The sequence below is a fragment of the Roseococcus pinisoli genome (assembly GCF_018413645.1).
GTDB lineage: Bacteria > Pseudomonadota > Alphaproteobacteria > Acetobacterales > Acetobacteraceae > Roseococcus > Roseococcus pinisoli.
In genome coordinates, this window is record NZ_JAHCDA010000001.1 from 1,001,525 (window position 1) to 1,023,867 (window position 22,343).

Here is a 22,343-nt window from a genome sequence, read left to right on the forward strand (position 1 = left end):
TCCGGGTTCCCGGCCATGCAAAAGAGGCATGACCGGGAAGAGACGTCAGAAGATCGCCGCCGGCGCCACCGTGCTGCCCGTGAAGCCCTGCATGCGCAGCGGCTGCATCACGAAGCAGAACTCGCTGCGGCCCGAGGCCACCAGCTCGTCCAGCTTCAGGTTCTCCAGCAGATGCACGCCATGCACCACCAGCGCGATCTGATGCACGGGCAGCGAGGCATCCGGCATGGTCCGGGACGGCGCGCATTCGACCGGCCAGTTATCCGCGCCCAGCAGCAGCGGGTTGCGCGCGATGAGCCATTCCGCCGCCGCCACGCCGATGCCCGGGCAGCCGGCCACGTAGCGCGCATTCTCGCGGCCCCAGAGATGGGCCCAGCCGGTATTGATGATCATCGCATCGCCCTCGCGCAGCTCCACGCGCTGGCGGTTGAGGGCCTGCTGCAGGTCCTCGGGCGTGATCTCGTAGGTGTCGGGCAGGGTCTGCACGCCCTTGAGCCCGGCGACGTCGATCAGCACACCTCGGGTCATGATGGTGCCGATCGTGTCGACGCCCATCTCGGTGAAGCCGCCCCGCGTCATGATCGAGGGAACATTCACGCAATTGTAGGTTTCGTCCCCGATGGTCTGATGGGGGAAGCAGTCGAACTGGGTGCCGATCTGCGCGATCTCCCCCACCACAAGCTCCTCGTTGGAGCCGCGGCGGTTGGCCTGCGGGTTCATGTAGGTCTGCTTGAGGTGCACGTCGAAACGCCGCGTGCCGAAGAAGGGCATGCTCTGTGCAAGGACGTGGCCGATCTCGATCTTGCGGCCCTCGCGGATGAGGGCCGAGGCGTCGCGCATGCGGGCCGGTGTCATCAGGTTCATGCTGCCGCGGCGGTCGTTCGGGCCCCAGCGGCTGGGGCAGCGGGCGGAGGCGGGCGGCGGCGACCAGGCCGCTGGCGTCTGGGCCTGGGCCGGCGTCGCGGCCAGGCCGAGATGGGCGGAACCGCAGCCGACGCAAGCACCGAACAAAGCCCGACGTGACATCCCTCGCATGGTTTTTCTCCCTTTTTCATGAATTGGCGGCCTAAAGCCGCGGTAAAACATTAACTTGAAGAGAGAAATCGGCAAGACAACTTGCGAGGTCGTCAAGTAGGCCCTTGACCTCGGTTGGCGATTGCGTTCATCCCAAATGGGAGAAAACTCGCACGAGGAGAAACGACCAGTGAACCAAATCACCCGCCGCGGCGCATTCGGTGCCGGCCTTGGACTTCTCGCGACTCCCAGCATTCTCGCCCCGGCTTCTGCGCAGACCGCGCAGCAGATCGCCATCGCCACCGGCACGACGGGCGGCGTCTACTATCCGCTCGGCGGCGCGCTGGCGAACTACCTGACCCGCGGCATCCCGGGCGTCTCGGCCACGGCCGAGGTGACGGCGGGCTCGACCGCCAACTTCCAGCTGCTCGGCGCGAACCGCGCGCAGCTCGTCTTCGGCCAGGTCGATGCCGCCGTGGACAGCGTCCGCGGCGCCGGCCAGTTCCGCGGCCGCGTGGTCCCGACCCGCGCCATCGCGGTCCTCTACACCAACCGCATGCAGGTGGTGACGGTCGCCGACCGCAACATCCATTCCATCGCCGACATGAAGGGCAAGCGCATCTCGACCGGCGCGCCGCAGTCGGCCACGGAGCTCTTCGCGCGCCGCCTGATCGCCGCCGCCGGCCTCGACATCGCCAAGGATTTCCGCGGCGTGGAGCGTCTCTCCCCGGCCGAGAGCACGAACGCCATTCGCGACGGCAAGCTCGATGCCTACTTCTTCGTCTCGGGCATCCCGACCAGCGCGATCACCGATCTCGGCGCCACGCCGGGCACGCAGATCGTCATGGTGGACCATGCCGACGCCCTGGCGAACATCGTCCGCGAGCACGGCCCGGTCTATTTCGCCGAGCAGATCCCGGCCGGCACCTATCCGGGCCAGACCACGCCGAACCACCAGCTCTCGGTCGCGAACATCCTCGGCATGCGTGAGGACGCGAACCCGCAGCTGGTGACCCAGATCCTGAACATCCTCTGGGACAACCGCGAGGATTGGGCGCGCGTCCATTCCGCCGCGCGCGACTTCTCGCTCGAGCAGCAGAAGACGACTGCCGCCGGCGTGCCCTGGCATCCCGCTGCCGAGGCCTTCTGGAAGTCGAAGGGCGCGAACCTCGGCTGACCCCTAGTTTGACTGTCTGATGAACTCCGGCCGGGCCTGTAGCCCGGCCGCTCGCGTTTGGAAGAGATAAGCCGATGTCCAGCACGCTCCCGCCCGATATCGATCCCAATTCGATGGATGCCGAGACGAGCAAACGCGTCTCGGAGCTGATCGAGGCAGAAGAGGGGGCCATGAACCGTCTCCCCGGCCTGCTCGGTCAGGCCGCGGTGGCCATCGCCCTGGCGATGTCGCTGTTCCACCTCTGGGCGGCATGGGACATTGTGCCGACGACGACGCTGCGCTTCGCGCATGTCGGCTTCACCATGGTGCTGGGCTTCATGCTCTTCCCGGCGGCGGCCCGCTTCCGCGACCGCTTCCCGCCCTGGGACTGGGCGCTGGTCGCGGCCGGTGCCTATGTCACCTGGTACCTGATCTCCGGCGGTGACGACCTGCAGGACCGCATTATCTTCCCCGAGCCGATGGACATCATCGTCGGCTGGATGCTGATCGCGCTGGTGCTGGAGGTGACGCGCCGCTGCACGGGCTGGATTATGCCCGTCATCGCCATCTCCTTCCTGCTCTACGCCTCCTTCGGCAGCCATTTCCCCGAGCCCTGGACGCATCGCGGCTACGATGCCGAGCGCCTGGTGCCGCACATCGCCATCACGCTCGAGGGCATCTACGGCACGGCGGTGGATGTGAGCGCGACGCTCATCATCCTCTTTACCATCTACGGTGCCATCCTCGCCTCGACGGGCGCGGGCAAGTACTTCGTCGACTTCTCCTTCGCCGCGACGGGCGCCAAGTCCTCCAGCGCCGGCCGCACCGTGGTGCTCTCGGCCTTCCTGCTGGGCGGCCCCTCGGGCTCCGGCGTGGCCACGACGGTCACCATCGGCACCGTCGCCTGGCCGATGATGAAGCGCGTGGGCTACACGGCCCATGACGCGGGCGGCCTGCTCGCGGCCGGCGGCCTGGGCGCCATCATCTCGCCCCCCATCATGGGCGCGGCGGCCTTCCTCATCGCCGAATACCTGAAGATCAGCTACCTCGACGTGCTGCTGATGGCGGTGATCCCGACCTGCCTCTTCTACGCCTCGCTGCTCTTCATGGTGGAGCTGGACCAGCGCCGCATCCGCGCCGCGCGCGGCGGGATCGAGGACGTCAAGATCGACGTCGAGCCGGCGGGCGTGCTGTTCCGCAAGGGCTGGTACCATTTCAGCAGCCTGATCGCGATCGTCGCCTTCATGTCGGTCGGCTATTCGGCGACGCTGTCGGTGCTCTACGCCATGCTGCTGGCGATCGCGCTGTCCTTCCTCTCGAAGGAGCACGCGCTCTGGCCGCGGAAGCTGATCCGCACCCTGGCCGCCGGCTCCGAGCAGGCGCTGAGCATCGCCGCCACCTGCGCCAGCGCGGGCATCATCGTGGGCTGCATCACGCTGACCGGCCTCGGCCTGAAGTTCTCCGACATCGCCATCCAGGCGGCGGGCGGCAGCCTCGTGATCACGGCCATCTACACGGCGCTGATCGTCTGGGTCGTCGGCCTCGCGGTGCCGGTGACGGCCAGCTACATCATCTGCGCGGTCGTGGCCGCGCCGGCGCTGATGAAGCTGGGCGTGCCCGACTACGCGGCCCACATGTTCGTCTTCTACTACGCCGTGCTGTCAGAGGTCTCGCCGCCGACGGCGCTGAGCCCCTTCGCGGCGGCCGCCATCACCCGCGCCGGCCCCTACAAGACGACGCTGATGGCCTGGAAGTACACGCTGCCGGCCTTCCTGCTGCCCTTCGTCTTCGTGACGGATCCCCATGGCGTGGGCCTGCTGCTGAACATGACGCCCGACATGACCTGGGTCGACATCGCCTGGCAGACGCTGCTCGCCACGCTGGGCCTGGCCGCGCTCTCCTCGGCCACGCAGGGCTTCGGCGTCACCCGCATGAGCCAGCTGGAGCGCTGGGGCATGGCGCTGGCCGGCCTGCTGATGGTCTTCCCGGCGGTGGTCGAGGCCGCCTTCGGCGACCTGATCCCGGCGCCGCACCTGTTTGGCATCGTGCTCGGCGTGGCGCTGCTGGCCGTGCAGATCATCCGGTCCCGCCGGAGCCCGGCGCTCGCGTGATGAGGGACCCGGCCTTCGCGGCGCCCGGTCGCTTCTGGAAGGGGAATATCCACACCCATTCCAACGCAACCGACGGCCGGCGCTCACCTGAGGAGGTGTGCGCCGCCTACCGGGAGGGAGGCTACGACTTCCTCTCGATCACCGACCACTTCATGGCGAAGTACGGCTTCCCGATCGTCGACACGCGCGGCTATCGGACCGAGGGCTTCACCACCATCCTCGGCGCCGAGGTCCATGCCCCGGCGACCTCCCTCGGCGAGATCTGGCACATCCTCGCCGTCGGCCTGCCGCTGGACTTTGCCCCGACGGCCGAGGGCGAGACGGGCCCGCAGCTCGCGCAGCGCTGCCTGGAGGCGGGCGCTTTCGTCGCCATCCCGCACCCGGGCTGGTACGCGCTGACGGCCGAGGATGCGGCGACCATCCCGGGCGCCCATGCCGTGGAAATCTACAACCACACCAGCGCCGTCCGCACCGACCGGGGCGACGGCGGCTATCTCATCGACCAGCTCCTGGCCGGTGGCCGCCGGATCCAGGTGATCGCGACGGACGACGCCCATTTCGAGAGCCCCGACTGGTTCGGCGCCTGGATGATGGTGAAGGCCGAGGCCAATGAGCCGGAGGCGCTGCTGGCGGCGCTGAAGGCCGGGCATTTCTATGCCACGCAGGGCCCCGTGATCGAGGACCTCGCCTGGGGCGAGGACAGCGTGGAGATACGCTGCTCCACCGCCTCCGCCGTCATGGTGCTGGGCCGGGGCTCGGCGGCCAAGCAGTCGGTCGCGCCGGGGCAGAAGCGGGTTACCCTGCCGCTGGACGAAAGGATGCGGGCCGGAGGCTTCGCCCGCGTCGTGGTGGTGGATGCGGCCGGGAAGAAGGCCTGGTCCAACCCCCGCTGGTTCTGAACGGGGCGGCGCCGCGATCCTGCGCGGCGACCTTTTCCTGAGGCGAGCCGCCTGCCGGCCGGCCGCCATTGCCGCCGAAACGGCACCACACCACATGGTAATCGCCCGCCGGAAAATTCGGCGGAACGGCGCATGCAACACGCTGTCGCAATCTGCTGACCTTTCCACTATATTGCAGCCAAGACAGAATTTCCGCTGGGGGATGCCCGACCATGCGACGCACTGCTCGCTTCCTGACCATTCTGGCCGCGGCCGCCTTCGTGCTGGCACCGGCCCTCGCCGATGCACGCCCGGGCGGCCGGAGCTCCTCGGGCAGCCGCGGCGCCCGGACCTATTCCGCGCCGCCGAGCACGACGACCGCGCCGGCCGCGCCGCGCCAGTTCGACCGTACGATGCAGCAGCCGACCGCGCCCCGCCCCGGCACGCCGGGCGCCGGCGCGGCCAGCCCGGCGCGCCAGGGCGGCTTCTTCGCGCGCAATCCCTTCATGGGCGGCCTGATGGCCGGCATGCTGGGCGCGGGCATCTTCGGCCTTCTGGCCGGGGGCGGCTTTTTCGGCGGCCTCGGCAGCATGGCCGGCTTCCTGGGCTTCCTGCTGCAGATCGCGATCATCGCGGGCCTGGTGGCCCTCGTCGTCAGCTTCCTGCGCCGTCGTCAGCAGCCCGCGCCGGCCGGCCTGCCCAACGCCATGATGCGTGAAGGCGCCCCGCCGCAGCCCGCCATGACGGGCGGAAGCGCGGGACGCGGCCCCGCGGGCGACGCGATCACCATCGACGCCGCCGACTTCGCCGCCTTCGAGAAGTCGCTCTTCGAGGTGAACAGCGCCTGGTCGCGCGAGGATCTGGATGGCCTCACGCGCCTCGCGACGCCGGAGATGGTCCAGTACTTCCGCGACGACTTCAACGCGCTCAAGGAGCGCGGCTGGAAGAACGAGACCCGCGACGTGAAGCTGGAGCAGGGCGACCTCTCCGAAGCCTGGAGCGAGGGCCCGCGCGACTACGCCACGGTGGCGATGCGCTTCAGCCTCGTCGACGTGACGCGCGACCTGAAGACCGGCGAGGTCACGGAAGGCGACCCGAACGTGCGGTCGATGGCCACGGAGCTCTGGACCTTCGTCCGCGTGCAGGGCGGTCCCTGGACGCTGAGCGCGATCCAGCAGGCCTCCTGATCGCCTGACCAGAACGGGGTTTGAGGGGCGGCGCCCCTCAAGCTACCGTGCCGGGATGTTCACCCTTCCCGAGCTCGAAGCCGCCGCGCTTCTCGTCCACCGCCACTTCCCCGCCACCCCGCAATTCAACTGGCCGCTGCTTTCCGCGCGGGCCGGCTGCGAGGTCTGGGTCAAGCACGAGAACCACACGCCCACCGGCGCCTTCAAGGTGCGCGGTGGGCTGACCTTCTTCGACACGCTCAAATCCAGGGGCGTCATCAGCGCCACGCGCGGCAATCATGGCCAGTCGCTCGCCTATGCGGGTTCGCGCGCAGGCATCCCCGTCACCATCGTCGTGCCTGAGGGCAACAGCCTCGAGAAGAACGCCTCGATGCGCGCGCTGGGCGCCGAGCTGATCGAGCGCGGCCGCGACTTCGACGTGGCGCGGCAATACGCCCAGCAGCTTGCAGCCGAGCGCGGGCTGGACTTCGCGCCCTCCTTCGCGCCGGCGCTGGTGATGGGCGTGGCCACCTACGCGTTGGAGCTGTTCCGCGCAGCCCCGCCGCTGGACACGCTCTACGTGCCGATCGGGCTCGGGTCGGGCATCTGCGGCTGCATCATGGCGCGCGACCTGCTGGGCCTCTCCACCGAGATCGTGGGCGTGCAGAGCACGGGTGCCGATGCCTATGCGCAGAGCTTCGCCGCCGGCCGCGTGATCGAGACCGAGGCCGCGAATACCCTGGCGGACGGCATGGCCACCCGCGTGCCAGATCCCAAGGCGCTGGAGATGATCCTCCAGGGCGCGGCCCGCATCGTCACCGTCACGGATGACGAGGTGCGCGACGCCGTCCGCGCCTATTGGACGGACACGCACAACCTCGCCGAAGGCGCGGGCGCGGCCGGTTTCGCGGCGCTGATGCAGGAGCGCGAGAAGCTGCGCGGCAAGCGCGTCGCGGCGATCCTGTCCGGCGGCAATATCGACCTGCCGCTCTTCCGCGACTGGGTGATGGCGTGATCCTCGAACATGTCCGCCTGATGGGCGGCGCACCCGTCGATGTGCATGTCGCGGACGGCCGTATCGCGAAACTGGTGCCCAGCACGCGCCAGGGCGCGGCGCCGCTCCTGCTGCCCGGCCTGATCGAGGGGCATTGCCACCTCGACAAGACGCTCTGGGGCCGGCCCTGGTGGCGCAACGAGGTGGGGCCGCTGCTCCGCCACCGCATCGAGAACGAGAAATCCGTCCGCAAGTCGCTCGGCATGGATGCGGCGCGGGAGGGGCGCGCGCTGTGCCTCGCGCATCTCGCCGCCGGCACGACGCGGCTGCGCAGCCATGTGGACATCGACGAGGAAAGCCGCCTCGGACACGTCGAGAAGCTGCTGGAGCTGCGCGAATCCCTGCGCGGCGTGATGGAGATCCAGCTCGTCGCCTTCCCGCAATCGGGCCTGCTGCGCACACCGGGCGCGGAGGAATGGGTCGACGAGGCGCTGCGCCTGGGCTGCGACGTGGTGGGCGGCCTCGACCCCTCGGTGATCGATCGCGATCCGGTGAAGCACCTCGACATCGTCTTCAAGCTGGCCGAGCGCCACGGCAAGCCGGTCGACATCCACCTGCACGAGCCGCATGAGCTGGGCGCCTTCAGCATGGAACTGATCGCCGAACGCACGAAGGCCATCGGCGCGCAGGGCCGCGTCACCATCAGCCACGGCTTCGCCCTGGGCGACGTACCCGCGCCACGCGCCGACGCGCTGCTGACGATGCTGGCGGAGGCGGGCGTGGCGGTCTGCACCTCCGCCCCGCCCTCGCGCCCCACGCCGCCGCTGCGCCGCGCGCGCGAGCTGGGCGTCACGCTCTTCGCCGGCAACGACAACATCCGCGACACCTGGAACCCCTATAACGCGCCGGACATGCTGGCCCGGGCCGCGATGGTCGGGCTGAAATACGAGCTGCGACGCGACGAGGAGGTGGAATGGGCGCTGGCCACCGTCACCACCGAGGCGGCGCGCGGCTGCGGCTTCGCCGATTACGGGTTGCAGGTCGGCGATCGCGCGGATCTCGTGCTGGTGGAGGCCGGGACCGTGGCCGAGGCCGTGGTCACGCGGAAGCCGCCGAAGCTCGTCGTGGCGCAGGGCCGCGAGGTGGCGCGGGATGGCAGCCCGCTGATCTGAGGCAGCCCGCATGGTACGAAACCCCATCACCACGGCAGACGAGCAATGAGCGACGGCTACACCATCTTCCACAACCCCAACTGCACCACCTCGCGCAACGTCCTCGCGATGATCCGTGAGGCCGGACACGAGCCGGAAGTCGTGCAGTACCTGAAGACCGGTTGGACCGAGCCGCAGTTGCAGCAGCTGCTGAAGGCCATGGGGCGGACGCCGCGCGACCTCCTGCGCACCAAGGAAAGACTGGCGGCGGAGCTCGGCCTCCGCGATGCGCAGCCCGAGACGATCCTCGACGCGATGGTGGCGCATCCGGTGCTGGTGGAGCGCCCGATCGTGGTGACGCCGAAGGGCACGGTGCTGGCGCGGCCGAAGGACGCCATCACGCCCTTCCTCTAGGGTTCTTCGGCGTCCGATCCCATGGGCGCCGGTAGGCCCAGCAGCTCCCGCGTACCGGCCACGGCCTGCGCGAGCGTCACGCGCTGCGCCGTCACGCCCTCGGGCAGGCCGGCCAGCAGGCGCGAGGGGCAGGCGCGGTCGAGCAGGACGAAGACGCCCCGGTCGTCCGCGCGCCGCACCAGCCGGCCGAAGGCCTGGCGCAGCTTATGGCGGGCATGGGTGTCGTCGTAATCCTGCGGGCGGCCGCCGGAGAGGTAGAGCCGGCGCTCGCGCTGGAGGATGGTGCGGCGCGGCCAGGGCACGCGGTCGAAGACCAGCAGGCGTAGCGCGCGCCCGGGCACGTCCACGCCGTCGCGCATCGCATCCGTGCCGAGCAGGCAGGAATTCTCCTCCGCGCGGAAGATGTCGACGAGGGTGGCATTGTCCATTGCGTCGACATGCTGGGCGTAGAGGGGGATGCCGCGGGCCTCGAGCGCCGGACCCAGCCGCGCCTGCACCTCCCGCAGTCGCCGGATCGCGGTGAAGAGGCCGAGCCCGCCGCCGCCCGACGCGAGGAAGAGCTGCTGCATCGCGCTGGCGATGGCACCGGGCTGGCGCGCATCCACATCCGTCACGACGAAGGTGCGCGTATTGGTCGCATAGTCAAAGGGCGAGGGCATGGCGGCGCGGATCGCCGGGTTGGGCAGATGCAGCGCCCCGCTGCGGGCCTCGGCCTCGTGCCAGGCGGCCTCGGGATCATGGCGCTTGGCGGCATCCGTCAGCGTCGCGGAGGTGACGAGCAGCCCATGGGCGGAGCCCGCCACGGTGCGGGCGAAGGGGATCGTGGGATCGAGCCAGTGGCGGTGCAGCCCGGCATCCACGTCGCGCCCCTCGCGCCGGTCGAGCTGCAGCCAATCCACCATGAGGGGGCGCGTGCCGGCCTCGCGCGGGGGGAGGTCGAGCTGCTTCAGCATGCCGCGCCAGGCTGCCAGCGGCATCAGCGCGCGCCGCTCGATGCCGCGCATGGCGGTCTCGAGGCGGATGCGCTCGCCCACCTCCATCTCCTCGTCGCCTTCGCCCTCGGGCACTTCGAGACGCTTGGCCAGGAGCTCCTTCAGGTAGGTCAGCGGCGCTTCCAGCGCCTGCAGGGCCCGGCCCAGCGCCGCGCCCGTCTCGGCCACTTCCTCGGCGACGGGCTGGAGATCGACTTCCAGCGTGTAGACGCCGTCATCCTCCGGCGCGCGGGCGAGGATCTGGCGGCGCGCGGCGTGCAGGAAGATCTCGGTCACGGCGTCCTCGGGCGGCGGCGTGCCCTCGGTCAGGCGGGCGTACCAGCCGCCGCCGGGAAGGCAGCGCGCCTCGCGCAGCGCGAGGTCGAGCGGCGGCAGCAGCTCGGGGATGTCGCCGGCCAGCTCCTCGATGCGCGCGCGCAGGCCCTTGGCGCGCGAGCGGCCGCCTTCCGCGCCCAGCAGCCAGCGCCGCAGCTCGGCCGTCTCCACGCCGTTGAGCTCGGCGGAGAAGGCGGCATCGGCGGCATCGAAGAGGTGATGGCCCTCGTCGAAGACGTAGCGCGTGGGCTTGCCGTCCTCGCCGCCGCCCAGCGCCGCCTGCACCATCACCAGCGCGTGGTTCGCGACGACGAGCCGCGCTGTCCGCGCGCGGCGGATGGAATGCTCCACGAAGCACTTCTTGTAGTGCGCGCAGGCCGAGCGGATGCATTCGCCGCGCCGGTCGCCCAGTCCGTATAAGGTTCCGGGCGGGAAGAGCTCGCCGATCCATCCTGGAAAATCGCCGCCGGTGATGTCGCCGTCGCGCGTGGCGCCGGCCCAGCGCGCGACCAGCGCCAGCGGCAGCGCCATGGGGCGCAGCCCGTACTGGCCGAGCGCCTCGTCCAGGTTCAGCAGGCAGAGGTAGTTCTCCCGCCCCTTGCGCACTGCCACACGGGCGCGGCGCTCCTCCGGGTCGGGGAAGAGCTGCATCAGCTCCTGGTCGATCTGCCGCTGCAGGTTGCGCGTGTAGGTGCTGAGCCAGACGGGCGCGCCATTGCGCTCGGCCCAGAGCGAGGCGGGCGCGATGTAGCCCAGGGTCTTGCCCGTGCCGGTGCCGGCCTCGGCCAGGACCATATGCGGTGCGCCCTCGGCATCGCGTGGCGCGAAGGCATGGGCGGCGGCCGAGGCGAAGTCGGCCTGCTGGGGGCGCTGCTCCGCGCCGCTGCCAAGCATTTCCGCCAGCCGCCGGCGGGCATCGGCGCCGGTGACATCGAAGCTGGAGGGCGGCGGTGGGGGCGCGGTCTCCTCCCAATCCGGCAGGCGGCGCCAGGGCTTGAAGGCGTCGCGCGAGGGCTTGGCGTCGGACTGGCCGAGCGCGGCGAGGACGCTGGCCGCCCAGGGCCAGTCGGCGGCGCCTGCGAGCTGCGCGGCCATGCCAGCCGCCTCCCGGCCCGAGGGGCCGCCGGCCTCGTCGGCGAGGGCGCGAAGCAGGCGCGAGGCGATCTCGGGCAGCAGCGCGGCCGCGGCCTCGTCATCCTCGGGCGGCGGCAGGTCCAGCGCCTGGGCCAGGCCGCGCGGCGTCGGCGCGGCGTGGCGGGCGGGCAGGGCGAAGGCGAAGAGCTCCAGCAGGTCCAGCGCATCGAGGAAGCGCGGCAGGTCGAGCCGACGGGCGGTGGCGGGCGCGTGGACGAGGAAGGGCGGCGGGTACTCGCCCAGCGCTTCCGCGATGTGCGAGCCCGTGAGGGTGAGAACCTCGCCATCCGGCGTGAGGAGCGTGGCGCGACCATGCGCCGCAACCAGGGCGGGGGCCTCGGGCATCAGCAGGCGCGGGCGAAGGGAGGCCATCGGCGCTTATTTGGGGGTAAATCGCGAACAAGGCCAGACTTCGCCAGGGGCACGGGTTTGTGCTATGGGCGAAAACGGTCGTCTCCGTAGCTCAGCCGGATAGAGCACCAGATTCCTAATCTGGGGGCCGTGGGTTCGAATCCCGCCGGGGACACCAATTTTTCAATTACTTAGGTTTCGTTGGCCTGGTTCGCCTCAGCCGCTCTCAATCTTGCGGACTCTTTGCGGACTCTTTGCGGACTCTTTGCTCGTGACATCACTAGCTCCTTCAGTGATGCGGAGAGCAGGTGAGTGTGGCCTCGTCTGATCGTCATGGCACTGGAAAAATTCCGGCGACCTTCGCCATGCTCCCAATCCATCGGGCGCACAGCGAATTCTGCCCGAAGAAAAAAACCTCTGCGTGAGACCCAATGCGGTCAGGGCTCCTAACGGGCTCCAGAGATTTAGTCCCCCCCTGGGGGACAGCTCCTCGCTACCTTATCGCCCCCCATAGGAAGGAGACGGACGATGCACGCGCTTGTTGAGCCATCCGGCAACGTGGCTGACGTTGCGAAGAGCCCATTCGAGGTCCATCCGTCCCTTGTTTGGGTGCGAGTTCCCGAAGGGATGCCGGTGCAGGCCGGATGGAGCTATGATGGCTCGACGTTTCGGACTCCGGAGCCGGACAACGGCGGACGAGGCGGATCAGTTTATGGCGGCAACATCCTCTCGCAGGGCGGTCGCGGCGGCAGCGGAGGCGAGCGGGGCGGACGCGGGGGCGATGCTTTCGGTGCCGGCATCTTGCTTGGCGGCGACGGGGGCGCTGGCGGTATCTCGGGAGGCCGAGGCGGCGATACCGGCCCCGTTCCCCGTGCCCTGCAAAGCAAGGCGGAACACCGATGGGCCGAATGGAAAACCCCGGCCGCCATCCTCGGCGTCTTGGGTCTTCTGATTGCGGCGGCCCAGCTTCTACTATAGCGCCTAGCTCTGAACTTCCCGTGTCGCATTCCGCCTGGGCCGCAGCGAGCAGATCTGGAAGGTTCACGACGGCCGGATCGTACTCGATCTTGACCGATCGGCTGTTAGCCATCGCCACGTTGAAGCTCTTGCCCCTCCTCGCGCGCCGGGTCGAGCCGGGGGCATGGGGGACAGCGGCTTTGCGCGCACACAGATATCCCGCTGCAAACCCCCGGCCAATTTTCGAACCGGCCTTCCACAGGGCCAAACCCCACGACATCCCTGCGGAACGCCTCGAGGATCATCACACCTGAGGGCATCCCACGGACTAGCCGGAGCAATCGGCGGGGGCGGCCGACTGGCTGTTTCGACGGACCCTCGGCGGCATTGCGTGACGGCGTTGTGAAATGATCATTTTCCCAACATGCTCTTAGCGGCCTACCCTTTCTTAGATGGCCTATGAAGCGCGCGCCCTAACCAACAGACTTCTCGACCTTGCTGACATGCAGGGCCTCTCACTCACGCATATGGCTCTCCACAAGGTCGCATACTTTGCTCACGGTTGGCGGCTTGCTGAGCGGGCGGAGCCGCTGGTGTCGGAGTTGTTTGAGGCGTGGGAGCATGGGCCGGTGCTCTCGTCCGTTTATGGCGCGTTCAAGGGGTCTGGTCGGGCGCCGGTCACAACTCGAGCGGAACGGTTTGACCCCGTCACGCAAATCAAGGCAGTTGCAGCAGCTGAGTTCCTCGCAGAGGACGTCAAGTTCCTGGGAGACATCGTGCGGGCGTATGGCCGGCTAGACGCTCTGGCCCTATCCGACATGACTCACAAAGCTGGAGGTCCGTGGGATCGCGTGTGGAACGCAAGAGGCAAGAAGATCACGCTTGGGATGCGTATCAGCAACGAGACCATCAGGGCAGATTTTCTCGGTCAGTTGGTCGAAGACGCTTCCAATAGCTCTAATATGGCTTCCTGACCGCTGATTTTGCGCTAGCGACTCCGTTGCCCAGTATATAGTCGCCCTATGGCGATTCCCCCTCTGCCCCCGTCGCACGACCTAGTCCGCCTTATTCGCAGCAATCAAAAGGAGACCGAAGAGGCTCTCCTGGAGTATTTGCGCCAGAAACCCATCCCGTGGAATTACCAGCGAGCGCGGTCACTTTCGCCCTTCGCATACGCGCAGGAGGTACCGCTGTCGGCGCTGAAGCGTGCTTGCGACGCCGCGCGGATGCCCCAAGCGGGTCGCACGGCAACTTGGGACGTTCTGCAACTGGTCCGAATGGCCGGCAAAGGGCGGTCGCTCCAGTGTCACGGCATGGATGATGGCTTCGTAAGCATCCGCAAAGACCTGTCCGTGCGGGTCGCCGCTGACTTCTATTTCGTCGAAAATCGGCGCGCGACAGTGCTCTGGCTCCAGCCTCGGCGCGGCTATGCTCTCACGAATAGGCAATTGGCGATCTTCGGTTCGCTAATGCGAATCGCCCTTGTAAAAGGAAACTTCGTCGACGCGAATTTGGAAATCCTCGATCTCTCAGTTCCGCCTGATGAGGCTGAGCGCCAGGTCAGAAGGCTCGGGCTTGAGGATTTGCCTCATGTGTCTGAGGCAGAAGTCACCGAAGGCCTCCAATGCGTCGCTGATGCGTACGACACAATCGCTCGAATGGACATTAACTGGAAGGAGCTTCGGCAGCGTGGCAAGCCGAAGGATCGCCGTGACGACCAAGGCGACTTTTTCCGCGAATAGAATGCCGTGTGTAACGGCGCGGAGCATGACGCCGTTACATCACTCCGAGGAGTTAACCTGCAGATTTTATGGAATTTTTAAAAGAAGTGTGTCAGCGCTGATCCCCTCCCGCCGGGGACACCATTTAGGTTGATTATCTAGCTAATTTTGCTGAGGAAAATTTACCGCGATCAGTCGCAACCCCCAATCCTACCCCCAACGGCGGTGCGGGCTTGATCTAGACCCAGCGGGACGGCGTTCCTTCAACTACGTCGAGTGCCGCAGAGCAGGCGGCGGTAGAAGCGCGCTGCGCTGAGGTGTAGTCCATAGCATGTAAGCCAGCCCGGACCCTCCCTCCCTGCACCCTGGGCGGCCTGATCGTCTCTAAACAAGAGATACCGGCAATAGCTCAACCCGTCGGAGCGATAGCTGGCAAAGCACTTCCGGAACCGTTGCCTTCGGTATTCTCTAGGATGACGGGTACCTAAAGGCGGTTGATGATCAAGGTTTCGCAGCTTTTTTGGGGAAAGGCACGACCAGAGTATCGCTCCGAGCCGCAGACCCACCCTCTCATCGCTCATTCGCTGGATGTCGCGGCCGTCGTCGTTCTCTTGCGGCGCGCAGGTGAGCGGGAGTTGAGTGGCCAGACGCTTGGCTTCCTCGTCGCCTTGCATGACATCGGAAAATTCTCCCGGCCATTCCAGGCCATGGCGCCCGACCATTGGCCCACCGCCGCCCTGGGCCACCTGCCCGCCAGCGGGGTCCCTGCCGGCCCGAAGCATGACGCGCTCGGCTACCACATGCTGCGCCGGCCCCTCGCCGCGACTTTGGATCGCGTCCTGCCGCCACGGATCGAGGGGCGCCGAGCCTGGAACGACGGCGGGCGCTCGGCCCTGCTTCGCGGCCTCACCGGGCATCACGGCCGCCCCCCGGCATCTCTGAACCTCGAGCCTGGGCCCGTCGTCCTCTGCAGGAACTGCCTCGACGCCGCAGAGGAATTCGTGGTGACCATGGAGCGGATCTTCGCTCCGCCTCCCGTTACCTTGCCGGCCGATCCCCAGGCCTTGGCCCGTCTGGGCTGGCGGCTTGCAGGGCTGACGACCCTGGCGGACTGGGTCGCCTCCCGCCAGGCTTGGTTCCCCTATGTCAGCCCCGAGGCGGTGGTCGATCCTGCCGACTACCTGTGGAACCACGCCATGACGCGCGCGGCCGGCGCGCTGAGCGCTGCCGGGCTCACGCCCGCCCGTTCCTCGGTGTTCACCGGCATCCGGGGGCTCTTCCCCCGCATCGCGCACCGCGTCGCGGCAAATCGGGGCGTGGGAGAATCCCTCTTCCGCCACTCTGCTTCGGTATTCGAGACGGCGACGGCGACGGCGCTGTAGCAGGTGGTTGTCCTGACCAACCCGCGGCTTATTCCGCCCGGGGAGACCGGTGCCGGGCTTTTTGTTGCCGGGTGACGACTCCTAGGGCAAGGAGGCCAATCCCAAACGTTAGGATCGACGCCGGCTCCGGGACAGATTGCGCAAGCGTCCCATTGAACGTGCAGCCCCAGAAGCACGTCCCATCACCGACGATGGTGCCGGACACCATGTTGGTCCCATTGAAATTGAACGAGAGATCTATTCTCGCTGCGGACTGATAATAAATACCGCCGACAGGCAAGCCACCCGGAGCCGACGTGATGCGAACCGATGAACGGTCTGTGGTCGACCTGTCCACGGTTATCATCAAGTCATGGATGTCCGCCCGGAAAGCGTCGGTCACGCCGAACAAGCCGAGATAGATTTGTGCCAACCCATCTAAGAGCCACATGGTACGGTCTCGGCCGCGATACTGCGTCCAGTCGACGCCGGATGCATAGGCTGTATCGCTGATGACGAACGACAACTCCACGATGTCGAGCTGCTGGGACAGTGGGCGCGGATCCATCTGGTTCTGGTTCATCATGACCGGCTCGGTCTGACTGAAGGTCAGGATGACATCAGCCCTGGCGGCTTGGACGCCAGCCGTCATCAGGACAGCAGCCAACAGTAGGCGACGAAGCATCGGGGGCATCTGAAGCTTCCTTCCGTTTGTCCACATGCCTAAGCAAAAAATGTTCCGTGATTTTTCTGAGGGAAAATCAAATACTTGAAACCTGGCCCGCGACGGGTGCTGGAGCCGTGTCAAGTTGCTCAACCAAGACAAAGGCCATCATCCGGCACTCCTAGACGCTATGCCGCGCCCCAGAGCGCCCGTCCTCCTCAGGAGGGCGGGCGGTTTTGCGTTGAAGGTCCCTGCAAATTCGCGGGGACCCTCCCTGCAGGGCCAGCCGAAAGGTGCGGGCGGTGCTGGTCCGACAGAAAGTGCAGCTGCGGCAGATCCTGCTCCCGCGCCCCACGGGACCGAAACGCAGACGGTTAGCTCGCTCTTCCCGATCATATCGAAAGCAGGACTCAAGTTCGGCCCCATACCGGCGCGTGGATCGATGACACCTGGGCGAAATTGATGGGCTCTATGGCAAAACGCCTTGATGACGCAGCAGTTTGGATTGAAGTCGGGGCGCCGTCCGAACAGCCGAGTGTTCTCGATGCCGTAACCCAGAGACTTCAGAAAATCTGAGTTCGGGGCTTCGTCAACCTCCAACTCGTCTGCCGTTTTGTCGCGTTTTCTCAATCTGCCAAAAGGCGGAGAGCAAACATTTTGCCCCCGCTCCTGGATTGAGACGCAATGCTCAATGGCTGGATTTTCAGCATCTGTCTGGGCGATTTGCGGCCCCGTAACCTGTGCCGAGGCGGGAGTTAGCTTACGCACAGCGCGACCCGGTCGAGGATAGAATGTCTCGCCCCTCGATTCTTGAGGCAACGACGTCGCGGCATGCGCCTTCCGATCCGGTTTTTCCTTTGGCCCAGGAGCCTTGTCGATGCTGCACATTGATCTTCCAACCCGCGCCGAGATCGAGGCCCTGGCCAACCATCGTGGCGCCGCTGCCGTCTCGATCTATCTTTCCACTTCTCCCCTGCCGCAGGCCTCAAATGGCGATCGGATCGAGCTCAAGAATTTAGCCAAAGCCGCCATCGCCGAGATGGAGCAGAGCGGCACCGACAAACGCGACGTCCGCGCCATCGAGGATAGCGTTGAGGCGCTGATCGGCGATGACGATTTTTGGGCCGATCAGGCCAACAGCCTGGCCATCTTCGCCACGCCTCAGAGCATTCGGACTTTCAGACTCGGCAACAAGCTGGCGAACACGATCGAAGTCTCGGATCGGTTCCTGATCAAGCCGATCCTCCGTGCCGTTACCTTCCCGCACAATGCCTATGTGCTGGCAATCAGCATGGGTGCGGTTCGGTTGATCGAAGTTTCCGCCGACCTGCCGCCGCACGAGGTATCGGTGCCAAGCCTGCCTGATGGCGCAGCCGATGCGGCAGGCCGCAGCAGCCATATTGAGCGAAAGGGCAACATGGCGAGCGGCGAAAGCACCAGCGAGAGCGCGCTGCTGATCCGCTATTCCCGTGCGGTGGACCACGCGCTGCGTCCGGTGCTGGCGGGCCACACGCGTCCACTGATCATTGCCGCGGCAGAACCGATGGCGTCGATCTTCCGAAGCGTTTGCAGTTATCCGCATGTAGCGGACGAGGTGATGCCGGGAACCGCAGACCGCACTTCTGATCACGAAATCGCCGCTGCGGCGCGCGCGACGCTCGATCGAATCTACAGCTCCGAGATCACAGCGTTCGGTGAGGTTTTCTCTTCGCGCTCGACGCAAGACCGCGCGACAAGCGATCTCGGCCGCGCCGCCCGTGCCGCAACCTTCGGCGCGGTGGAAACCCTGATCGTGGACATGGACGCCGAGGTGCCGGGCTTTGTCGCGGAGGACGACGGCGCCATCACCTACGCGAAGGCGGCAGACGGCGTGAATTACAGCGTCACCGATGAAATTGCCCGGCGGGCACTGTTGAGCGGCGCTCGAGTGATCGCAGCGCGGCGCGAAGATGTGCCGGGCGGCCACGAATTGGCAGCTGTGCTGCGCTACCCGATCTGATCTCCAACACGCAATCGGGCTTCGCCGGACGCGAAGCCCGATCTCTGTTGCTGGAGAGGAGGAACAGCATGGCCGCACCGGCCCGTATCGACGTTCACCTCCAAGATCCGGCGCAGCTTTTCCAACCGGCTGACCATTTCCCCTCCAACGAGAGCGGACTCAAACCGGACGCGGAGTTCTTTTTCCTTCGACAGGCGAGCCAGCACAGACGTCGGGCGCCTTTAGCGATCATTGTACACCTTGCGGCGTCGGATGGCTCGAAGGCGGCCAACTCTGGTTCTTCGGTTGAGCTGGTTGGCCGCTTGCGCTCTGGGTTCGCCGCGGCCGCCGCTGGCGAGCGGCGCGCAATCCACGATCATTTCCGCACGGGGCGCCGGACGCTGTTGATTGGCCTGGGCGTTTTGGCGGGATGCCTTTTGCTGGCAGCACAAAGCCAAAACCTGTTCGGCAACGGTGTGTCAGGCAGCCTGGTGAAGGAAAGCGCGATCGTCTTTGGATGGGTCGCGATGTGGCGCCCGGCCAGTCTTTTCCTTTACGACTGGTTGCCCAAGGGCCTGAGGTTCTTCGACTTGCAGCGGCTGGCCAGGGCCGATGTCAGAATTGCCGTTTGTAATCCATCACAGGCTCGCTAAAGCGCCGCAAGCAAACGGTTTAATGGCTGGCGGTCCAGAATGACCTGCGATGCAGGTTCGGCTGCGCCACCATCCATGGCGGCGAGCCGGATCTCGCTGGGCGATGCGCCGAACTCGCGGCGGAAGGTGCGGCTGAACTGCGATGCGTCCGTGAAGCCGAGCCGGGCGGCGATCTCCCCAATCGTGCTGGTGTTGGACACGTCGCTGAGCCTGGCATGGCTGACCTCCAGCCGGATCTTTCGAATGTAGCGCTCCACGCCGCCTTCATGCTGCAGGAGACGGTAGAGCCGCGTGCGCGAGACGCCGAGCGCGCCACAGAGCATGCCGGCACCCAGCGCTGGCGATTCAATGTTCCGTCGCACGATCTGAGTGAGCTTTTGGAGCCGGGCCTCGTCGATCTGCGCGGCGGCGAGCTCCAGGCGGTCGGGCGAGGGGACCACGCAGGCGCCGATCATGGTGCGCACCGCGGCGGTCAAATTCGGCACGTCGTACGGCGTCAGTCCGGGCAGGCTGAGCGCCAGGTTGCGCACGAAGTGGCCAAGCAGCCGGCCGAGGCCTGTGTCGAGAATGATGCCGCGCGCGGCATCGAGTTGGCTTGCCATGTCGGCGAAGCCGTCGCGAGGGAGGTAGAGATGCAGGCGCTTATCGCTCGCGCGTTCGCTCGCTATGTCGACGCCCAAGGAGACGAGGAAAGGTGTCTGCGCGGGCACGACGAGAGTATCTTTCGGGGTGAGGATCTTGGTCTCACGCTGGCCGAGAGTGAGGCACCAATGGTCCACGGAATTGCGCCGTACCAGCTCTTTGGTCCGCGTGGCGCGCAGCGCCGGCGCCGAAACCTCCCCGATACCGAAGCCGTCCAGCGCCCAGTAGCGGCTTTCGGCGAGAAAGCCCTGGCTCGCCTGTGCTGGCTCCTCCAACTCGAACACCGAGGAGAACAAGGCACGCCAAGCGTCGCCCTGCTGCGTCGGCGGAAGGCCGTAGGTGGATAGGATCTCAGGTGTCACGAGGTTCCTAGCTGGATCGGACCGGGTGAGGGAGGCGACGAGCTTCCTATAAAGGCAGGGTGATCGCTCTTGGCATGCGAGAATCGCAGATCACCAACCCATGAGCTCTTTCGCCTGACCCGCGATGCCAATGGATCAGCCGCCGCGGCGGTGCTCGACCGCCTCTCGACGCCGAAACCTCGTGAGCATGTTAGTGGCCCAACCGGCTTCGGAAGGCTCAGTCTCGTCTAATCCTGCGGATGGAATCGAGCACGACCCATTCTGCTTCATCATTCCTATATTGCTGCAGCCTATTGGTCGCGCAGCTCTGGAACGGTACAGCAGCTAAGGTTCGAATGTTATCGTCCTACTCTGTTTTGGCGTGACTTCATTCGTCACAACGCGCGGCTTGTACCAGCTCCAGGCGTGATGAAATCCTCAGTGAGGGATTCCAGGCCGCCAATAGACGCACGCTCGACCGGTCGCCCACCCTCGAGCCAAATCGGTTTCTTGGCCACTAGATCTTGGGCTTGCGCATAGTCATCAGGACGACCGATATCGAGCCAGAGGCACTCGCCGCGCCATGTCATGACACGGCGCCCCCGACCCACCATTCGCGTCAGCAGATCCGGCACGTCGAGAGGCTGCCCGGGCGGGACGAGGTCGCGCACCGCTTCCCGTCGCAGGACGTAAAGCCCCATGCTGACGAGCGATTCGGTGCGCGGCTTTTCGCGATAGCTCTGCAGCCAGCCCTCGGCATCGACATCGAGGACGCCGTACTCCATCTGATGAACCCGCAGCGCGCTGGCGACCGTCGCATCGGCATTGGCCGCATCATGCTGCGCCAGCAGATCGCCGAGATCGATGTCGGTCAGCAGATCGCCATTGAGCAGCAGGAAGCGATCCTCAAGCCGGTCGAACAACGAGCCGATCGGTCCGCAGGTGCCGAGCGGTTCGTCCTCGACGGCGTATTCGATGCGCATACCGAGCGCACTGCCGTCGCCGAAGAAGCTCTGGATCAGATGCCGCAGGTGATTCACCGCCACGATCACCGAGGTGATGCCGTGGCGGCGGAGCAGCGTGAGCAGCAATTCCATAACCGGCTTGTCCCCGACCGGCACCAGCGGCTTGGGCAGCACGGCCGTGTAAGGGTAGAGGCGGGTACCGCGCCCGCCGGCCATCAGAACCGCCTGGGCGCGCCGCGTCACGTGGCGTATTCCTGCGTGGGCAGCAGGCCCGGATGCGCGCGGAAGAAGTCGATCGTCGCCCGCAGACCCTCGTCGAGACTGACGCGCGGCGCCCAGCCTGTCGCCTTACGGAAGGCGGTGTTGTCGGAGATCAGCCTGTCGACCTCGCTGGCGGGCGGGCGCAGCCGTTGCGGATCCAGCGTCACCTCGGCCTCCGTGCCGAAGGCCGCGACGATACGCGCGGCGATTTCCCCGACGCTCTCGCCATGGCCGGTTCCGAGATTGAAGGTTCTGCCCTCAATGCCCGCGGCCGTCGCCGCGGTGATCATGCCGTCCACCGTATCGGTCACGAAGGTCATGTCGCGGATCGGCGTCGTCGCTCCGAGCATGACCTGCTTTGCGCCGCCCAGAAGCTGGCCGATCACGGTGGGGATGACGGCGCGGGCGGATTGGCGCGGGCCGAAGGTATTGAAGGGCCGGACGGTCACCACCGGAAGCCCGAAGGCGGCGTGGTAGCTCTCCGCCAGCTTGTCAGCGCCGATCTTGGTGGCGGCGTAGGGCGACTGGGCGCGCAGCGGATGCGCCTCGTCCATCGGGATGTATTGCGCGCTGCCATAGACCTCGGAGGTCGAGGTGTGGACGACGCGCTGCACCGCCGCCGCACGCGCAGCTTCCAGCACGTTCAGCGTGCCGACCGTGTTGGCCTCCACGAAGCTGCGTGGCGCACGATAGGAATGCGGGATGGCGACCATCGCGGCGAGGTGGAAGACGACCTCCTGGTTCGCGGTGGCACGGGCGATGAACTCGCCGTCGAGCAAATCGCCGTGGAGCCATTCCACCGCGAGCCGTGCCTCGCGCGGCATGAAGCGCGCATTGCCGAACCCGCCTTCCGCCCCGTAGTGCAGCAACGCGCGAACCTTCGCTCCGGCCGCGACGAGGCGTTCTACGAGGTGGCTGCCGATAAAGCCGCCCGCGCCCGTCACTAAAACCCGGGTACCTTCCATCTTATAAGTATCCCAAATACAGAGCGCGCGATCTTACGCTCATATGCAAGTGCCTCATAGCAATCACGTACAGCATTCACAACGCTACTTGTCGATAAGTCAATCCTGCCGCAGATTTCCGCCTCCGAGAAGGGAATGGGCCGGGTGAGTCGAACAACG

Annotated in this window: 19 protein-coding genes and 1 tRNA gene; 14 read left to right on the forward strand and 6 right to left on the reverse strand. The window is 66.6% G+C overall.

Going from position 1 to position 22,343, the window contains the following annotated elements; translation table 11 throughout:
• Positions 1–45: 45 nt before the first annotated feature.
• A complete protein-coding gene (locus KHU32_RS04825; protein ID WP_213668882.1) occupies positions 46–1,011 on the reverse strand; it encodes a cyclase family protein in 966 nt (321 codons plus the stop codon).
• Between the two features lie 193 nt (positions 1,012–1,204).
• On the opposite strand from KHU32_RS04825, the gene KHU32_RS04830 reads away from it, so the two are divergent.
• The 7 genes from KHU32_RS04830 to arsC all read left to right on the forward strand — a co-directional run bounded on the left by KHU32_RS04830 (position 1,205) and on the right by arsC (position 8,884).
• On the forward strand, positions 1,205–2,191 hold the full coding sequence (locus KHU32_RS04830) for a TAXI family TRAP transporter solute-binding subunit (RefSeq protein WP_347265506.1): 987 nt from the start codon (positions 1,205–1,207) through the stop codon (positions 2,189–2,191).
• A gap of 74 nt (positions 2,192–2,265) precedes the next feature.
• A complete protein-coding gene (locus tag KHU32_RS04835) occupies positions 2,266–4,281 on the forward strand; it encodes a TRAP transporter permease (protein WP_213668884.1) in 2,016 nt (671 codons plus the stop codon).
• Positions 4,281–5,180, forward strand: a complete 900-nt coding sequence (locus KHU32_RS04840; RefSeq protein ID WP_213668885.1) for a CehA/McbA family metallohydrolase — start codon at positions 4,281–4,283, stop codon at positions 5,178–5,180. Before KHU32_RS04835 ends, KHU32_RS04840 begins: the two co-directional genes overlap by 1 nt.
• 212 nt (positions 5,181–5,392) lie before the next feature.
• Complete coding sequence (locus KHU32_RS04845; protein ID WP_213668886.1) at positions 5,393–6,346, forward strand: TIM44-like domain-containing protein; 954 nt, start codon at positions 5,393–5,395, stop codon at positions 6,344–6,346.
• Between the two features lie 55 nt (positions 6,347–6,401).
• Positions 6,402–7,340, forward strand: coding sequence for a threonine dehydratase (locus KHU32_RS04850; RefSeq protein WP_213668887.1), 939 nt, complete (start codon positions 6,402–6,404; stop codon positions 7,338–7,340).
• On the forward strand, positions 7,337–8,491 hold the full coding sequence (locus KHU32_RS04855) for an amidohydrolase family protein (protein WP_347265507.1): 1,155 nt from the start codon (positions 7,337–7,339) through the stop codon (positions 8,489–8,491). The genes KHU32_RS04850 and KHU32_RS04855 overlap by 4 nt, the downstream gene beginning before the upstream one ends.
• A 45-nt stretch (positions 8,492–8,536) precedes the next feature.
• Complete coding sequence (arsC, locus tag KHU32_RS04860; RefSeq protein ID WP_213668888.1) at positions 8,537–8,884, forward strand: arsenate reductase (glutaredoxin); 348 nt, start codon at positions 8,537–8,539, stop codon at positions 8,882–8,884.
• Here arsC and KHU32_RS04865 read toward each other — a convergent pair.
• Positions 8,881–11,697, reverse strand: coding sequence for an ATP-dependent DNA helicase (locus tag KHU32_RS04865; RefSeq protein WP_249680553.1), 2,817 nt, complete (start codon positions 11,695–11,697; stop codon positions 8,881–8,883). The genes arsC and KHU32_RS04865 overlap by 4 nt on opposite strands.
• Before the next feature lie 80 nt (positions 11,698–11,777).
• Here KHU32_RS04865 and KHU32_RS04870 point away from each other — a divergent pair.
• The 5 genes from KHU32_RS04870 to KHU32_RS04890 all read left to right on the forward strand — a co-directional run bounded on the left by KHU32_RS04870 (position 11,778) and on the right by KHU32_RS04890 (position 15,736).
• Positions 11,778–11,854: transfer RNA gene (locus KHU32_RS04870), tRNA-Arg, on the forward strand.
• Between the two features lie 350 nt (positions 11,855–12,204).
• Positions 12,205–12,654 carry a hypothetical protein gene (locus KHU32_RS04875; protein ID WP_213668889.1) on the forward strand — a complete coding sequence of 150 codons (450 nt, stop codon included), beginning with the start codon at positions 12,205–12,207 and terminating at the stop codon, positions 12,652–12,654.
• A 431-nt stretch (positions 12,655–13,085) separates the two neighbouring features.
• Positions 13,086–13,607 carry a Panacea domain-containing protein gene (locus tag KHU32_RS04880; RefSeq protein ID WP_213668890.1) on the forward strand — a complete coding sequence of 174 codons (522 nt, stop codon included), beginning with the start codon at positions 13,086–13,088 and terminating at the stop codon, positions 13,605–13,607.
• Positions 13,608–13,655: 48 nt separating this feature from the next.
• On the forward strand, positions 13,656–14,375 hold the full coding sequence (locus KHU32_RS04885) for a hypothetical protein (RefSeq protein WP_213668891.1): 720 nt from the start codon (positions 13,656–13,658) through the stop codon (positions 14,373–14,375).
• A gap of 476 nt (positions 14,376–14,851) precedes the next feature.
• Positions 14,852–15,736 (forward strand): CRISPR-associated endonuclease Cas3'', encoded by an 885-nt coding sequence (locus KHU32_RS04890; protein ID WP_213668892.1) that lies wholly within the window; start codon positions 14,852–14,854, stop codon positions 15,734–15,736.
• Between the two features lie 28 nt (positions 15,737–15,764).
• Here the strand turns inward: KHU32_RS04890 and KHU32_RS04895 are convergent, their stop codons facing one another.
• Positions 15,765–16,409 carry a PEP-CTERM sorting domain-containing protein gene (locus KHU32_RS04895; protein WP_213668893.1) on the reverse strand — a complete coding sequence of 215 codons (645 nt, stop codon included), beginning with the start codon at positions 16,407–16,409 and terminating at the stop codon, positions 15,765–15,767.
• Positions 16,410–17,256: 847 nt separating this feature from the next.
• On the opposite strand from KHU32_RS04895, the gene KHU32_RS04900 reads away from it, so the two are divergent.
• Complete coding sequence (locus KHU32_RS04900) at positions 17,257–18,378, forward strand: baeRF11 domain-containing protein (protein ID WP_213668894.1); 1,122 nt, start codon at positions 17,257–17,259, stop codon at positions 18,376–18,378.
• Between the two features lie 68 nt (positions 18,379–18,446).
• Positions 18,447–19,010, forward strand: a complete 564-nt coding sequence (locus KHU32_RS04905; protein ID WP_213668895.1) for a hypothetical protein — start codon at positions 18,447–18,449, stop codon at positions 19,008–19,010.
• Here the strand turns inward: KHU32_RS04905 and KHU32_RS23405 are convergent.
• The 3 genes from KHU32_RS23405 to KHU32_RS04920 form a co-directional block, all read right to left on the reverse strand.
• Positions 19,007–20,014 (reverse strand): helix-turn-helix transcriptional regulator, encoded by a 1,008-nt coding sequence (locus KHU32_RS23405; protein WP_213668896.1) that lies wholly within the window; start codon positions 20,012–20,014, stop codon positions 19,007–19,009. The two genes, KHU32_RS04905 and KHU32_RS23405, sit on opposite strands and share 4 nt — an antisense overlap.
• A gap of 374 nt (positions 20,015–20,388) precedes the next feature.
• Positions 20,389–21,201, reverse strand: coding sequence for a nucleotidyltransferase family protein (locus KHU32_RS04915; RefSeq protein ID WP_213668897.1), 813 nt, complete (start codon positions 21,199–21,201; stop codon positions 20,389–20,391).
• The gene (locus KHU32_RS04920) at positions 21,198–22,184 is read right to left on the reverse strand and encodes a GDP-mannose 4,6-dehydratase (RefSeq protein WP_213668898.1); all 987 of its coding nucleotides are present in this window, start codon (positions 22,182–22,184) and stop codon (positions 21,198–21,200) included. Before KHU32_RS04920 ends, KHU32_RS04915 begins: the two co-directional genes overlap by 4 nt.
• Positions 22,185–22,343 lie beyond the last annotated feature (159 nt).

Coding starts and splice junctions, on each gene's coding strand:
- KHU32_RS04835 (WP_213668884.1), top strand. CDS start 2,266: ATGTCCAGCACGCTCCCGCCCGATATCGATCCCAATTCGATGGATGCC.
- KHU32_RS04840 (WP_213668885.1), top strand. CDS start 4,281: ATGAGGGACCCGGCCTTCGCGGCGCCCGGTCGCTTCTGGAAGGGGAAT.
- KHU32_RS04845 (WP_213668886.1), top strand. CDS start 5,393: ATGCGACGCACTGCTCGCTTCCTGACCATTCTGGCCGCGGCCGCCTTC.
- KHU32_RS04850 (WP_213668887.1), top strand. CDS start 6,402: ATGTTCACCCTTCCCGAGCTCGAAGCCGCCGCGCTTCTCGTCCACCGC.
- arsC (WP_213668888.1), top strand. CDS start 8,537: ATGAGCGACGGCTACACCATCTTCCACAACCCCAACTGCACCACCTCG.
- KHU32_RS04865 (WP_249680553.1), bottom strand. CDS start 11,697: ATGGCCTCCCTTCGCCCGCGCCTGCTGATGCCCGAGGCCCCCGCCCTG.
- KHU32_RS04875 (WP_213668889.1), top strand. CDS start 12,205: ATGCACGCGCTTGTTGAGCCATCCGGCAACGTGGCTGACGTTGCGAAG.
- KHU32_RS04880 (WP_213668890.1), top strand. CDS start 13,086: ATGGCCTATGAAGCGCGCGCCCTAACCAACAGACTTCTCGACCTTGCT.
- KHU32_RS04885 (WP_213668891.1), top strand. CDS start 13,656: ATGGCGATTCCCCCTCTGCCCCCGTCGCACGACCTAGTCCGCCTTATT.
- KHU32_RS04890 (WP_213668892.1), top strand. CDS start 14,852: ATGATCAAGGTTTCGCAGCTTTTTTGGGGAAAGGCACGACCAGAGTAT.
- KHU32_RS04895 (WP_213668893.1), bottom strand. CDS start 16,409: ATGCCCCCGATGCTTCGTCGCCTACTGTTGGCTGCTGTCCTGATGACG.
- KHU32_RS04900 (WP_213668894.1), top strand. CDS start 17,257: ATGCTGCACATTGATCTTCCAACCCGCGCCGAGATCGAGGCCCTGGCC.
- KHU32_RS04905 (WP_213668895.1), top strand. CDS start 18,447: ATGGCCGCACCGGCCCGTATCGACGTTCACCTCCAAGATCCGGCGCAG.
- KHU32_RS04920 (WP_213668898.1), bottom strand. CDS start 22,184: ATGGAAGGTACCCGGGTTTTAGTGACGGGCGCGGGCGGCTTTATCGGC.